Annotated in this window: 8 protein-coding genes; 1 reads left to right on the top strand and 7 read right to left on the bottom strand. The window is 45.8% G+C overall.

Going from position 1 to position 15,490, the window contains the following annotated elements; all coding sequences use genetic code 11:
- Positions 1-4: 4 nt before the first annotated feature.
- Positions 5-7,852 (bottom strand): BspA family leucine-rich repeat surface protein, encoded by a 7,848-nt coding sequence (locus FGM00_RS00445; protein WP_138851018.1) that lies wholly within the window; start codon positions 7,850-7,852, stop codon positions 5-7.
- Between the two features lie 459 nt (positions 7,853-8,311).
- Here FGM00_RS00445 and FGM00_RS00450 point away from each other — a divergent pair, with 459 nt between their 5' ends.
- Positions 8,312-9,631 (top strand): serine hydrolase domain-containing protein, encoded by a 1,320-nt coding sequence (locus FGM00_RS00450; protein WP_138851019.1) that lies wholly within the window; start codon positions 8,312-8,314, stop codon positions 9,629-9,631.
- Between the two features lie 41 nt (positions 9,632-9,672).
- On the opposite strand, the gene FGM00_RS00455 is transcribed toward FGM00_RS00450, so the two are convergent.
- From FGM00_RS00455 to proB, 6 genes are all read right to left on the bottom strand, one after another.
- Positions 9,673-10,215 carry a hypothetical protein gene (locus tag FGM00_RS00455; RefSeq protein ID WP_138851020.1) on the bottom strand — a complete coding sequence of 181 codons (543 nt, stop codon included), beginning with the start codon at positions 10,213-10,215 and terminating at the stop codon, positions 9,673-9,675.
- A 74-nt stretch (positions 10,216-10,289) separates the two neighbouring features.
- Complete coding sequence (argH, locus tag FGM00_RS00460; protein WP_138851021.1) at positions 10,290-11,570, bottom strand: argininosuccinate lyase; 1,281 nt, start codon at positions 11,568-11,570, stop codon at positions 10,290-10,292.
- A gap of 143 nt (positions 11,571-11,713) precedes the next feature.
- Positions 11,714-12,781 (bottom strand): M20 family metallo-hydrolase, encoded by a 1,068-nt coding sequence (locus tag FGM00_RS00465; RefSeq protein WP_138851022.1) that lies wholly within the window; start codon positions 12,779-12,781, stop codon positions 11,714-11,716.
- 1 nt (position 12,782) lies between these two features.
- The gene (gene argB, locus FGM00_RS00470; RefSeq protein WP_138851023.1) at positions 12,783-13,559 is read right to left on the bottom strand and encodes an acetylglutamate kinase; all 777 of its coding nucleotides are present in this window, start codon (positions 13,557-13,559) and stop codon (positions 12,783-12,785) included.
- Between the two features lie 171 nt (positions 13,560-13,730).
- The gene (locus tag FGM00_RS00475) at positions 13,731-14,678 is read right to left on the bottom strand and encodes a Rossmann-fold NAD(P)-binding domain-containing protein (protein ID WP_138851024.1); all 948 of its coding nucleotides are present in this window, start codon (positions 14,676-14,678) and stop codon (positions 13,731-13,733) included.
- Entirely contained in the window at positions 14,675-15,439 is a 765-nt protein-coding gene (gene proB, locus FGM00_RS00480) for a glutamate 5-kinase (protein WP_138851025.1), read from the bottom strand. The genes FGM00_RS00475 and proB overlap by 4 nt, the downstream gene beginning before the upstream one ends.
- Positions 15,440-15,490: the final 51 nt, after the last annotated feature.

The following is a 15,490-nucleotide window of genomic DNA, read 5'->3' on the forward strand; positions in this document are numbered from 1 at the left end:
TTGATTAACGCTTTAGTACTACGAAACCTTGAAGTTTTTTAAGAATATGATTTTCTGGAACCTGAATATTGAAAAAGTATGTTCCAGCGGGCAGGGTATTGGCACCCATTTTAGTCATACGGTTGGCCTCCCCGGTAAATACGTTCGAGGCATTGTCATAACCTTGTACCTCAAAGACGATATCGCCCCAGCGGTTGAATATGGTTACCGTGTTTTCAGGGTAATATTCGATATTGTCTATGTGCCAATACTCGTTAATGCCATCTCCATCGGGTGAGAAACCGTATTTGGTTTCATCCTCCGGGATGTGTGTGGTAAAGGATTGCTCTGCACATTGAATGGCGTCCCCCTCGCTATTGTAAGGCGTAATCGAAACATATATTTGGGTTTCAAACGGAAGCTCTGCATCAGGCTGGTAGCTTAGCGATGGGCCAACATCCAAGTCGTTTACAATATCGTTTCCGCTCGGGGTAGTACCGATCGAGATGCGATAGCCATCGGCCAATTCCGCCTCATCCCAGTTGATACTTGAATCTAAGGGCACGTCGGTTGCACCGTTTTGTGGACTAGTCAAGTCTGTACAGTTGGGAATGATGATTTCGGTTTCGAAGCTGTCTTGAAAGCATCCGGTGGCGTCACCCGCTGCATTGTAAGGTATAATATTGACATAAATTACCGTATCTGCTGGTAGATTTTCGGAAAAGGTGTAGTCCGTCAAAGAGGCGACGTCAATATTATCAACCAGATCCGTTTCGTAGGGATTGGTCCCTACCGATAAGCGATAGCCATCTGCATTGGGAACTGACGTCCATTCAAGATCCGTATCGATTGCAACATCAATTGCTCCATTGAATGGTGCCGTCAATCTGGTACAATCCGGGATAGACATAATAGTAAAGCTTTCCGTAGTACAACCCAGTGCGTCGCCGGCAGCGTTGTAAGGCGTAATACTCACGGTCACCAGCTCGCTTGGTTCAAAATCGTTCGTGAAATCGTAGGAATTACCGGTTGGGATGTCAAGATCCGTAATGGCATTGCCAGTACCGATGCTGCTGGTCACAGTAAGTTTGTACCCGTCGGCATCGGCGATGGCCGTCCATTCCAGGTCTGTATCGATGGCGACGCCCGTTTCCGTATCGAAGGGCGCGGTCAGGTTGGCGCACAAGGGTACTGTCATAATGGTAAAGCTTTCCGTAGTACACCCTATTGCATCACCCGCAGTGTTATACGGGGTTATGGTTACCGTTACGGTTTCGCCCGGTTCGAAATCGTTGGGGAAATCATAGATGGTTCCGGATGAAATGTCAAGATCGGTCACGTTATTGTTTGTGCTGATGCTTCCCGTTACGGTAAGCTTGTACCCGTCTGCATCGGCGATCGCTCCCCACTCAAGGTCGGTATCGATAGCGACGCCCGTTTCCGTATCGAAAGGCGCGGTCAGGTTGGTGCACAAGGGCACTGTCATAATGGTAAAACTTTCCGCAGCACATCCTATTGCATCACCTGCTGCGTTATAAGGAGTTACGGTTACCGTTACGGTTTCGCCCGGTTCGAAATCGTCGGGGAAATCATAGGTGTTTCCGCTTGTAATGTCTTGGTCGACGATATCATTACCCGTACTGATGCTTGCGGCTATCGTAAGTTTATAACCGTCTGCATCAGCGATGGCTGCCCATTCCAGATTGGTATCGATGGCGACGCCCATTTCCGTATCGAAAGGTGTGGTCAAGTTGGTGCAAGAAGGCACTGTCATGATGGTAAAACTTTCGGTAGCGCATCCTAAGGCACGTCCTGCTGCATTATAAGGGAGTATCGTTACGGTTACGGTCTCTCCTGCCTCGAAATCGTTTGGAAAATCATAGCTGTTACCCGTAGTAATGTCTTCGTCGACAATATTATTTCCAGTACTTATGCTTCCAGTAACCGTTAGCTTGTACCCGTCCGCATCGGCAATCGCTCCCCACTCAAGGTCGGTATCGATGGCGACACCCGTTTCCAAATCCATTGGTGCGGTCAGGTTCGTACATAAGGGTAGTGTCATGATGGTAAAGCTTTCCGAAACACATGCTACTGCATCACCCGCAGCATTGTATGGGGTAATGCTCACCATCACCGTCTCGCCCGGTTCGAAATCGTTTGGAAAATCATAGGTGGTTCCGGATGAAATGTCATGATCTGCAATGTTATTGCCCGTGCTGACGCTTCCCGTAACGGTAAGTTTGTACCCGTCTGCATTGGCGATGGCTGCCCATTCCAGATTGGTATCGATGGCGACGCCCGTATCCATATCGGCGGGTGCGGTCAAGTTCGTACACAGCGGAACCGTCATGATGGTAAAGCTCTCCGAGGTGCATCCCGTTGCCTCGCCAATAGCATTGTAAGGTACAATGGTAACCGTGACGGTTTCGCCTTGGTCGAAGTCGTTGGTAAAATCGTAGAAGTTATCTGATACTACATCAAAATCGGTCACATTGTTCGCGGTACTGCTGCTTCCGCTAACGGTAATTCTATAGCCATCTGCATTTCCGATGGCATTCCAAGTGATACCGGTAGCGATGTCAATATTCGTATCGCCGTTCGAAGGTGTTGTTAAATTGGTACAGATCGGGGCAATGTTCGAATTATCGACTCCTGTCCTGAACGTTTCTTCCGCACAGGAAATAGCATCGCCAACTTCATTGTAAGGGGTGATCGTCACGAAAATAAGCCTATTTTCCCTGAGGTCTTCGGGAAGGTCATAGGTAGTCATATTCCCAACATCTACATTGTTCAATACTTCTATTCCTCCTCCAGAAGTACCAACGGTAAGTAGATAGCCTGTTGCTTCCGCAATCGGCCTCCAGCTGAGATCGGTATCGATGGGGACATCGATTTCCCCATTTGTGGGGATGGTCAAGTTCGTACAAGGAGGTGGTATCGGTATAAAGGCCGTGGTAAAACGCTCCTCAATACATCCTGTAGCATCGCCTTCCGTATTGTAGGGTGTTATGGTCACGAATATTGGACTGTTTTCGGGAAGATCTGCAGGAATATTGTAGCTGGTCGCGTTGCCGACATCAACATCACTTATCACATCGCTTGCCCCGGAAGATGTTCCAGCAGTAATACGATACCCATCGGCATTCGAAATTGGTGTCCATTCCAAATCGGTGTCCACCGGTATATCCATATCACCATCCATTGGCAAGGTCATATTTGTACACTCAGGTACTGTAGGTGGTGTCGTGTTGATAATGGTAAAACTTTCTTCCGCACAGCCAGTGGCATCGCCTGTATCATTATAAGGAACAAGAGTGACGTATACGGTTTCATTACCGGTAAAATCGACCGGAAATTCGTAAAAGGTTTCTGTAACGAGTTCATTTGTCAATAATGGACCACCGGGGTCAACCCGAACGGTAAGTTTGTATCCTCTTGCATAAAGGGCTGGTTCCCACGTTAGGTTCGTGTTTACGGGAACATCGGTTTCGCCATTTACAGGGGCGGTAAGGGTGGTACAAAGCGGAACCGGACAGTCTAAGGTATCGCCGGTTACCGACCAACCAAAAGTGTCGATCATCGATTGTCTTTCTTCCAAAGCATCGCAATACAGAAGCCCTTGAGCGCCTAAGGTGATTCCTGACGTTAGCGTTTGTTCCGACCACGCGATTAGTGTATTGTCGTAATTTTCCCGCGTCAATATGGTGTTATCCAGCATACTATTCATATTCGAGACAGTACTTATGTCCCAATCACCAAGGTATTGGTCAAAAGAATTGGCATCCTCGAACATAGAGCGCATATTAACGGCGCCCAAATCCCAGCGATCCATCGGTTGGTCATAGACTATGGCATTTTCGAACATACTGATCATAGTATCGACCCCCGATACACGCCAACTGTTGATGGTTTGATTGAAATTTCGAGTGTTTTCGAACATCGATTCCATTGTGGTCACCCGTCTAACATTCCAATCGTCGAGCGGACTATTGAACATCTCGGCTCCTGAGAACATACGGCGCATGGTAGTTGCCGAAGCAACATTCCATGAAGAAATTACCTGATTAAATGCGGTAGCATTCTGGAACATACTTTCCATGGTGGTTACATAAGAAACGTTCCAATTACTCATCGGTTGGTCGTAAGCTGCAGCCCCCATGAACATCTCTCTCATCGTCAATACCTCTCCGGTATCCCAATCAGCTATAGATTCGTTAAAGGATGTGGCATTTTTAAAAAGTAGGTCCATACGCGTAACCGAGCCCACCTCCCAGTTGATAAGCGATTGGTTGAACGACAAGGCGCCTTCGAACATAGAGTTCATCAAGGTGACGGAGCTCACATCCCAGTCGCCGATCGCTTGATCGAACACCAAAGCATCTTTAAACATCGATGCCGTGTTCGCTACGGCGCTAACATTCCAGATATCCAAGGGCTGGTCGAACACTTCGGCATCTTCGAACATCGATTCCATACTTACAACGGAATTCACTTCCCAGTCCCGAAGGGGCTGATTGAATGCCGTTGCCCGTTCGAACATCGATTCCATACTCACTACCTGTGCGGTGTCCCAGTTCGATATGGCACTGTTGAATGCGCTAGCACTTCGGAACATCGATTGCATAGACTTTACTGCGGAAACATCCCAAGAATTGAGCGGTTGATCGAATGCACTTGCGGAACTGAACATACCGGCCATGCTTTCTACATTTCCAACACTCCAAGCATTGAGGGGCTGATTGAATTCGGAAGCACCACTGAACATATAAGCCATATTGCTCACCTTACTAACATCCCACCCTGCCAAGGGTTGGTTGAATTTTTCCGCCCGCCCGAACATACGGCTCATATCTGTAACCTCACTGACGTCCCAATTTCCTATGGGCTGATTGAATGATTCGGCAGTATCGAACATAGATGCCATATTGGTTACGGCACCCACTTCCCAATTTGCCAATGGCTTGTTGAAGACTTCATTGTAGTCGAACATTGAACGCATCGTAGTTACTTTGCTTACATCCCAGCCGTTCAGGGGTTGGTTGAAAATCGTTTCGTGGGTAAAAGAACCCGCGAACATCTCGGACATGTCGGTAACTTCTCCCACCATCCATGAGCTGATATCCTGATCGAATACTTCAGCCCTTTTGAACATAGAATTCATATTGGTGACCTTACTCACATCCCAATTATCAAGGGGCTGGTTAAAAGATTCGGCCTCTAAGAACATAGCGGACATATTGGTCACGTTACTCACGTCCCAGTTGTTGATATCCCCATTGAACAGTAAAGTTTCGTAAAACATCCGCGTCATATCCTCAACTTGCGAAAGGTCTGGAATATCAGTGGCGTTATAGACCATATTTTCACATTCTGCAAAAGACTGGTTCATCGATTTCCAAGTATAGGTACCCCACTGATCTATAGAGATTAACTTTTCGGCCTCTCGGGCCGCGAACCGATACTGGTGAGCGGGATATTCCCCGATAATGGCGACGGTATATGTACCAGGTATTTGGTAGCTGTGTACAATTTCGGTACTCACATTATGATCGTATTGCCCGTCTCCCCAATCAATCGAGTAATCATAAGTGAAATCGGTATTTCGCTTTATTTCTACTTGGTTGTCAGGCCCGAACCTGGCCAAGGTGGTGTCGAAAGTCAATTTAAAGGCATCAGGACTATTATTCCAAGTGGGAATTATGGTAAAGCTTTCTTCGGTACAACCCACCGCCGGACCGTCGGCATTGTAGGGCACCACCGTAACGAAAACATCATCCCCGGGCGTAAAATCGGTGCCGAAGTCGATACTGGTTACATTCCCTACATCCTGATCGTTCATAATATCGGTAGAGACACTCCCTGTAACACTACGCACGCTTACCCGATATCCAGTGGCGGAAGGTGCCGCTTCCCAAACGAGGTTAAAGTTCGCCGGTACCTGAGTATCGCCGTTAGAAGGCGATAAAATCGTCGTGCAGAGTACAAAATCACAATTGATGATGTCCCCCGTGATATCCCAGTTCGAATTGTCTATCAGCAATTGGCGCTCTTCAAGGCCCTCGCAATAGTTTAAACCTAGGGCCCCTAATGCTACATTGGGCATCACGGTTTGGGTAGACCAACCGATAAGCGTATTGTCGTAATTGGTTTCGGATAGTCCGGATTCCCTTAGCATATCTACCATGGCCGATACCTTACCAATATCCCATGACCCCAGATTCCGATCAAAGGCTGTGGCTCTGTCGAACATTCGGGACATTTGCGTTACATTGCCCACGTTCCAACCAGCAAGAGACTGGTTGAACTTTGCTGCATAGGAAAACATCGAGGCCATCGACTCGACCAAACCCACGTCCCAAAGACCTAGAGGTTGGTTGAATTCGATTGCACCATAGAACATTGATGCCGTATTCTCTACATTCTCAACATTCCAGGCGTTTAGGGGCTGATTGAACGCCACCGCCTCTTGAAACATTGACGCCATATTCTCGACATGGCCTACATCCCAACCTTCTATGGGCTGGTTAAAACTAGACGATTTGAACATACCCGACATATCAGTGACATTTTGAACCTCCCAAAGGTCTAAGGGCTGATTGTAAACTGTTAAGGACGATGAAAAGCCCGCAAACATATCGCTCATATCGGTAACCGCACTAACGTCCCATCCATTTAGGGGATGGTTGAACACGCGGTTGTTGTCGAACATTTCGGACATATCGGTAACCTTGCTCACATCCCAACCTTCCAAAGGGTGGTTATAACGCGCCCGCGAGAACATCCCACTCATGTTCGTAACATTGCCTACCGCCCAATTCTCAAGTGGATGATTGTAACCGGACGACGCGAACATCTCGGACATATTCTCCACATTGGATACATTCCAAAGATTTAAGGGAAAATTAAAACTTCCAGTACCAGCGAACATACTGGACATGTCGGTTACTTGCGTAACGGTCCAACTATTGATATTCTGATTGAAGGCCGAAGCATAGCGGAACATACTCGACATATTGGTTACTAAGGCCGTATTCCAGTTGTCGAGGGGTTCATTGAAATTTCGTGCACCAGCGAAGGTCTCCGACATATCCGTTACCGCACTGGTTACCCATTTATCCAAAGGTCTATTAAAGGTTTGTGCGTTTGCGAACATCCCGGAAATGTCGTTTATCGAGCTAACGTTCCAGTCGTTAATGATACCATTAAAAACGGAAGCATTCCTGAACATATTTTTTAGACTGCTTACTTGTGTTAGGTCGGGATTGTCTATGGCATCGAAATTCAGATTGTCGCATCCATGAAAAGCATCCTCCATGCTTTCCCATTGGATGGTACCCCAGCTTAGGATTTCAACTATTTTTCCTTTATCACCTGCATCATTGAAGTAAATCGCAGGAAAATCACCACTGATCAATATGGTCTGTCTACCGGGGGTAGCAAAGGTGTGGGTAACATCCCCCGTTATATTCGTCTCGATCGAACCATCACCCCAATCTACTGTGTAGTTGTAGGTGTAGGCGGGATTGGTGGGAATCGTGATTTGATCGTTACCGGAGGTTCCTGGGAGGGTAGTATCCCAAATGGTTGTGAACTCGCCAGCGAAAACTGCATTAAGGCGCTTTGCGGATTCGTACTCCGCTTCTGGATAACCATCGGAATTCAACCGTGAAGGTCTTATTGTCGTTTCCAGATCGTTATAGACCAAATCCGAACTAATACCGAACGTGGAAGAGTCTTCATGGCTATCGTTCCAATTGTTCCCATAGGAATTGAAACTAATTTCTTGTTCAAGAATCCCATCTGATTGGGGTGCGTTCTGGGCTTGTAAAAGTATGCTGGCAAATAAGATTGCTAGGGAGAGTAGGTTTCTCATTATTTTTTTGGGACTGGTATTTTTTTAAAACGTGCCAGGCCTTCTTAATATTTCAAGATTTTTGGTCTAAAGCATGGATTTGTTGTCAAAGCATGAATTTCTATGGTGTACAGAGGTAAAGAGATACTGAAATGATTGAAAACAGTCTTTCAGAAGCCTGGGCAAGAATGAATGGAAAGGAGCAAATCGGTGAGCCACAAAACGAAAATTTCAAAAATACTTGAACCAAAACCCCGGAAGTACGAAAAATCTACGTCGGACTCCAGCCGAAGGGCTTTTAGGATAAATCGTTGCCTGATGCTTAAACCATATTTTAGTCCAAGACAACGGTTTTGTGGAAGTTGATTAGCTGCGATACCGAAGCCGATAAAATTAAATCAATACATATGTCATAGGAAAGGCTCGGGTAATTAATCAGGAATTATTTCGTTTGGTCTATACCAAATCAGTACCTAACCTATGCAGCGATTCAAAATTTTAGGGGGCGCAGCCCTATTTCTACTTACGCTTTTTATTTTGATGCCTTTGAGCGAAAACACCGCTACATCGATACCCGGCCCCGAAGCCTTGGTTTCAAAGTCGGCATTGCAAGAAACCGCTATCGATCAAGAGGAAGTGCGTCGTTATCAACTTCGGCAACAGCAATTAAAAAGCACGCTCACCGACTATTTTAATAAAGCCATTGCATCAGGGGAAATCGTAGGGGCGGGAGTGAGTATCGTTAAAGGGGATTCTATTCTACTTTCAGACGGCTTTGGAAAACGAAAAATCAATGACGCTGCCACGGTTAACGGACAGACCATATTCAGGCTTGGATCTCTCTCCAAGGGGTTTGCAGGAATTTTGGCAGCCAGTCTGGAAGATGAAGGCAAACTGGATTGGGAAGATAAGGTCATCGATTACCTACCTGAATTTCAGTTGGGCGACCGGCAGAATACGGCTCAAATTACCCTTGCCAATATTTTATCCCATACCGCGGGCACACCCTATCATAGTTTTACCAATCTGGTGGAGGCCGGGTTATCGGTAAAGGAAATTGCCACACATTTTAAGGAAGTCGCACCGATCAGCGAACCTGGTTCATTGTACAGTTACCAAAACGCGATGTTCTCATTATGCCAAGAGATGATGCACAAGGCCACTGGTAAAAAAATCACCACCTCGCTGAATAACCGCTTTTTCAAACCCTTGGGGATGCACAGCGCTACCATGGACCACCAGACGATATCGGATGCCGATAATGTGGCCATGCCCCATTCGAAATGGCGTAAAAGTTTTAGAAGCAGGCCGCTGACCAATAGGTATTACAATGCCGTGGCCGCCGGGGGTATCAATGCAAGCGCCCTCGATATGGCCAAATGGATGCGTTTTCTACTCGGATACCGCCCGGAGGTAATGCAAAAATCGGTTATCAAAGAGGCTTTCAACCCCATCATAGAACACAAAGGAAAAAGTAAATATTACCAACGCTGGCCCGGACATCTGAAATCGTATTATGGGTTTGGATGGCGCATTCACAAGATGGCCGCATCCGATGGAAGTGATCAAGAACAGACCATTTGGCACCATGGAGGAAGTGTGAACAGTTATAGAAATGAAATCGCCGTCTATCCTGAAGTCGATTTAGGAATATGCGTGCTCCTTAATAGCAATTCGAAACTGGCGAGAAGGGTAATTCCGGATTTGTATGAAATCGTACAAGAAGTCTATAAAGCATCCCCTCGAAAGAAGGCTCAAAAAGATGATACGAAAATACTTGCGGGCAGCAATTTTGAGTGATTTGGATATTGAATTCTATTCGCGAAGACGGGACTTTGAGCCTAGTCACAAAGGGCCTGTGTTATTTTGTTCCTCCATTGAATCCAATATTCCTGCAAGCCCTCGGGGGTTGTTTTTAAGGCACTAATATGTAACGAATCGTCTGGCATTAGCGCTGGACCTAGTTGCGCTTTTCTTGCTGATAAGGCCGGGGCATGATTCCACCCTCCCACATGATCAAAAGAGGTAAAGGCATCGCATTTTTTAGTCACTGAAACGAAAGGAATAAACAGTTGATATACCACCTGCCCTGATCCCATGCCTTTGGTAGACATCCGTATTTTGGAAAAATCAACTTGGCTGTAGGCACCCTTAATGAATAAGTCTTTCAATTGGTCTCCTACTTTGGCCGACATGGCATTCGAAAACTGGTGCGCAACGTCGGAACCATTTACAAATTCAGGTCCTTCGTAGATGCCCTCACAGGCGCTGTCCGAACAAACAATTTCATTCCCAGTTGTCTTTTTATCAGAAATTTTTTTAGTTGTGTCTTTACAATTGAGAAAACAAAACACAAGAATTGATACAATCAATATACTTCGCATCGTATGGTATTTTCAACGTATTCGGGAAATAAGCAGAAGAGGTTAGAGATTATAGCCACCGAGCAAGGATGATTCTAAGTGATTTTATGCATCTTTTTCCGAATCCCATCCAAACACAGATCGCCCAAACTGCCCTCATGGGTATGGGTAATATCACGTTTGGGGATAAAGGTGCCTTTTTGAATTTCCATCCCCATTTTTTTATAGGCATCTCGAAACGGTATTCCTTGCTGCACCAATTCGTTCAAAGTATCGACGCTGAAGAGGTAGTCGTATTTCGGGTCATCTAAAATAGTGTCATTCACGCTAATTTTCTCGAGACTGAACGTTAGGATTTCCAAACAGGCTTTCATGTCCTGGATGGCGGGAACAATAATTTCTTTGACCAATTGCAGATCACGGTGGTAGCCGCTCGGTAGGTTGTTGATGACCAAGGTCAATTGATTGGGTACGGCTTGAAGCTTGTTGCATTTTCCGCGGACCAGCTCGAAAACATCGGGATTCTTTTTGTGGGGCATGATACTACTGCCTGTGGTCAATTCATCGGGGAAGGAAATAAAATTGAAGTTTTGGCTCATGTACAAACAGATGTCCATCGCCAGTTTCGAGAGCGTTGCGGCGATGTTCGCCATGCCGAAAGCTGTTGCTTTTTCAACCTTGCCCCGTCCCATTTGTGCGGCTACGACGTTATACTTCATGGTCTCAAAATCCATTTCCTCGGTGGTGTACGTCCGGTCGATCGGAAAAGAGCTGCCATAGCCCGCGGCGCTTCCTAATGGGTTTTGATCAGCGATTTTAAAGGCCGCATCGATAAAGTAGAGGTCGTCTATCAAACTCTCGGCATAGGCAGAGAACCATAACCCAAAGGAGGAGGGCATCGCTATCTGTAAATGGGTATAGCCGGGCAGCAACACTTCTTTATGGGTTTCGGCAAGGCGCAAAAGCAAATCGAACAAGACCTTGGTCTGGCTTTTGATTTCCGTAAGTTCATCCTTCAGATACAAATGCATGGCGACCAGAATCTGGTCGTTTCGGGAACGCGCGGTATGGATTTTCTTGCCGGTATCCCCCAATTTCTCGGTCAATACATACTCGATTTTAGAGTGCATATCCTCGAAGGCGTCTTCGATGACAAATTTGCCCTTTTCGACTGTGTCAGCGATATGGTCAAGCTCTCTGACCAAATCGTCCGTTTCTTCCCCTGTCAGCAGCCCAATTTTACCCAACATTTTCGCATGTGCCTTCGACGCGATTACATCATATTTTGCCAAATGCAAATCGAGCTCGCGGTCATCGCCCACGGTAAAATGGTCTATCTTTTTATCTGTACTAAATCCTTTATCCCAGAGTCGCATGAAAATTGCTTTATTGTCTTCCCCACGAATGCGAGGAAGGGTTTAGATTATTTCTTTTTATTCGCTATTCGCTATTCGGTGTGCCTTGGCTGGGGTGCTCTTAACAGCGCCCTATGCATCGAAAGGGATCTTCTCATTCAACTTTAAGCAAAAAGGAAGCCGTTAAGTATCTTAATATACAAATCGATTCCTTCTTCGATTTCACGAACGTAAATATACTCATCTGCCGAATGGGAACGGGTGCTATCACCTGGCCCGAGTTTGAGTGATTGACAATTTAGAGCCGCTTGGTCCGAAAGGGTAGGAGAGCCGTAGGTTTTTCGTCCCAAAGCAATTCCCGATTGCACCAAGGGGTGATTCTTATCGATTTTGGAGGAGTTGAGTTTTAGTCCGCGCTCCTGTAGCTTGCAAGGGGCTTCCGCTTTTAACAAATCGGCGATTTCCTTATTGGTATAGGCATCGTTCACACGTACATCAACAACCAAATCTACCTGAGAGGGAACCACATTGTGCTGGCTTCCCGCATTGATTTGCGTAACCGTCATTTTTACATCACCCAAGGCCTCTGAACTCTTTTTGAATTTGTAATTTTTGAACCATTCCAACACTTCGATGGTATTGTAAATGGCATTATTGTCATTCGGATGTGCCGCATGGCTAGGGGTTCCTTTGACCACCGCATCGAATACCACCAGGCCTTTTTCCGCGATGGCCAAATCCATTAAAGTTGGTTCGCCGACGATGGCCACATCGATTTTGGGCAAACTGGGAAGCAATCCCCTCAAACTATGTTCTCCTGCATTCTCTTCTTCCATAGAGGCGACCATTAGCATATTATGGTTGAGGTTTTCGGTCGCATAAAAATGGGCGAATGTGGCCAATAGCGAAACCAGACAACCTCCGGCATCATTGCTACCCAAACCATACAGTTTCCCATCTTCGATATGCGGATGAAACGGGTCTTTGGTATAGGCCTTGTTCGGTTTTACCGTGTCATGATGGGAGTTTAACAATAATGTGGGTTTGCCCTCGTCCCAGAATTTATTCTTGGCAAACACATTATTATGGATGCGTTCAAAGGGAATGTCAAGTGCTTTCAACCAATTTTGAATAGCATCTGCGGTTTGATCCTCTTCTGAGGAAAAGGATTGTATTGAAATAAGCTGCTTCAATAAATCCAGCGCTTTTATCGTAAGTTGTTCCTGTGTCATGCTATAGGGTAATCGTGGTAAAAAGTTCGTTTTCCGAGGCGAGCATCGAAGGATGACCGATACATACTTTGCCGACGTTTTTGTTTAAGACGCGAAAGCAATTTTCCAACTTGGGGAGCATGCCATCCGCGATTACGCCGTCTGCCAATAGCTGTCGGTAAGTTGCACTATTCAGGTGTTCCACCAGGGAATTATCGTCCTCGACATTTTTTAGAACCCCTTTCTTTTCAAAGCAATAATATAAAATGGTTTCGAATACGTTGCTTAAACCGATCGCCAGTTCGGCGGCAATGGTGTCTGCGTTCGTATTCAATAGTTGTCCATTTCCGTCGTGTGTCATGGCACAAAATACCGGTGTAAGTCCTGTTTCTAAAAATTTGGTGACGAGTGTACTGTTTATGCCATCTACATCACCGGCAAAACCGTAGTCAATAGATTCGACCGGGCGTTTATGCGCCTGAATGGTATCTCCATCCGCACCGCTAAGACCTAGTGCATTGCACCTACGGGCTTGTAATTGCGCAACGATGTTCTTATTGGTCAGGCCAGCGTACACCATGGTAATTACCTGTAAAGTTTCGGCATCGGTAATTCTTCGCCCTCCCACCATCTTCGACTCTATACCAAGTTTGGAAGCCAATTGCGTAGCCATTTTTCCACCGCCGTGGACTAAGATTTTGAGTCCGTCCAGACTTGCGAAAAGGTCTAGGAATTTCCCTAGCGCTACTTCATCTTCGATGACATTACCACCGATTTTTACAATTGACACTTTATCCATCACTTTTTCCGGAGTTTTTAATTGATACAATCATCGCTAAAATCAAAAGGATATTAGAAAACGGACCAAACAAGTCTTTATAGGTGAATTGTTCAAAGTCTATCAGCCAGATGTTTGCGATAAGCAGTATTGCTGAAATCAAAATTAATAGATATTGAAATTTGTACTTCATTACTTCTGATTTGACCCCTCCAATATTTTTTTCAATACCACTTGGACCGCATAGGTTCTGTTATTCGCTTGTTCGATGACCAGCGACTGTCCTCCATCTAAAACCGCATCTGCAACGACCACATTTCTTCGTACGGGCAGGCAATGCATGAATTTGGCTTTCCCCAACTTTTTGGAAGTCATCATCCAATCGGGATCTTGGTGCAATACCTTGCCATAATCGGTGTAGCTGCTCCAATTTTTTACATATACGAAATCCGCATTTTCAAGGGCTCGTTCCTGGTCGTACTCTAAGGGAATACCCTTGGTCAATTCCGGATTCAGTTCATAACCTATCGGGTGGGTGATTACAAACTCCGCGTCCTGCAAGCGCATCATCGCTACAAAAGAATTGGCGACCGCATGCGGCAAGGCCTTCGGATGTGGAGCCCAGGATAAAACAATTTTGGGTCTTGGCTTGCTGTTTTGCTCGGCAAGGGTTATTGCATCGGCAAGGGCCTGTAGTGGATGCCCAACGGAACTCTCCATATTCACTACCGGGACAGAGGCATACTTTTTAAAGCCGTTCAAGACCATTTCGGCTTCGTCCGTCAGCTTGTCTTTCAGTCCGGCGAAAGCCCTAATAGCGACGATATCGCAGTATTGGGAAACCACTTGAGCGGCCTCTTTAATGTGTTCAGATTTACCTTGGTCCATGACCTTTCCATCTTCGAATTCCAACTGCCAACCCTCGCTTCCAAAGTTCATGACCATAACGTCCATACCCAAGTTCATTGCTGCCTTCTGGGTACTCAGACGCGTGCGTAGGCTGTTATTGAAGAACAATAGGCAAAGGATTTTTCCCGAGCCTAAATTTTTATAGGCTGTTGGCTTTTCCTTTAATTGTCGTGCTTCGGACACCCAATCGGGGAGGGAATCAATGTCTTTTAAGGATAAGTAGTGCTTCATGCCTTGATTTTGGTATGGTTCGAGATATTATTTAGCGCGTCGGTGATAAAATTGTCTTTCAGGCCGTTTACGATCCATGTTTCGATGGAGGCATGCTGCGCTATGGTTGCAGCCTCTATTTTTGATTGCATTCCTCCGGTACCGTGGGAAGATTTTTTCGAGCTGATCTCCTTTTTTATATCCGCAATATCGGAAACCTCAAGAATGGTGCTCCGCATACCGTTTGCTATGGATGTTTTGGTGTAAATACCATCGGTATTGGTCGCTATCAACAGCAGGTCTACTTGCAATAGTGCTGCGGTCAGAGCGGCCAATTTGTCATTGTCACCGAATTGAATTTCATCCGTGGAAACGGTATCATTTTCATTAATAATCGGAATAAAATTGTTGGCCACAAGCACATTGATGGTACTTTTAATGTTTTCTTGGGACTCTATCTTCTCAAAATCGGAATAAGACAATAAACACTGGGCAGTAAACAAGCCGAGCTCCCTGAAATTCTCTTGAAAAATTCGCATCAAATGTGGTTGGCCGATGGCTGCAAGTGCCTGTTTTACATTAATCTCCTCGCCATTATGCTCCAATTTCACGAATTGTTTGGCCGCCGCAATGGCCCCTGAACTTACGATGATAAATTCATGATCGTCTTTCAGTTTGGCGATTTGGCGTCCGATGTCCTCGATTTTCCCCCTGGAAATCTGATCGGTTTCCTTGGTCAAGGTATTGGTGCCGATTTTTAATAAGATACGTTTTTTATTCATTTTCGACTTCGCTTTAGGTCTCGACTGCTATTGACCTACCAGTTTTTTATT

The organism is Aggregatimonas sangjinii, from assembly GCF_005943945.1.
GTDB lineage: Bacteria > Bacteroidota > Bacteroidia > Flavobacteriales > Flavobacteriaceae > Pelagihabitans > Pelagihabitans sangjinii.

Bases quoted from the DNA above. Each gene is read 5' to 3' on its own strand.
- argB (WP_138851023.1), bottom strand. From the start codon at position 13,559: ATGGATAAAGTGTCAATTGTAAAAATCGGTGGTAATGTCATCGAAGAT.
- FGM00_RS00455 (WP_138851020.1), bottom strand. From the start codon at position 10,215: ATGCGAAGTATATTGATTGTATCAATTCTTGTGTTTTGTTTTCTCAAT.
- argH (WP_138851021.1), bottom strand. From the start codon at position 11,570: ATGCGACTCTGGGATAAAGGATTTAGTACAGATAAAAAGATAGACCAT.
- FGM00_RS00475 (WP_138851024.1), bottom strand. From the start codon at position 14,678: ATGAAGCACTACTTATCCTTAAAAGACATTGATTCCCTCCCCGATTGG.
- FGM00_RS00465 (WP_138851022.1), bottom strand. From the start codon at position 12,781: ATGACACAGGAACAACTTACGATAAAAGCGCTGGATTTATTGAAGCAG.
- proB (WP_138851025.1), bottom strand. From the start codon at position 15,439: ATGAATAAAAAACGTATCTTATTAAAAATCGGCACCAATACCTTGACC.
- FGM00_RS00450 (WP_138851019.1), top strand. From the start codon at position 8,312: ATGCAGCGATTCAAAATTTTAGGGGGCGCAGCCCTATTTCTACTTACG.
- FGM00_RS00445 (WP_138851018.1), bottom strand. From the start codon at position 7,852: ATGAGAAACCTACTCTCCCTAGCAATCTTATTTGCCAGCATACTTTTA.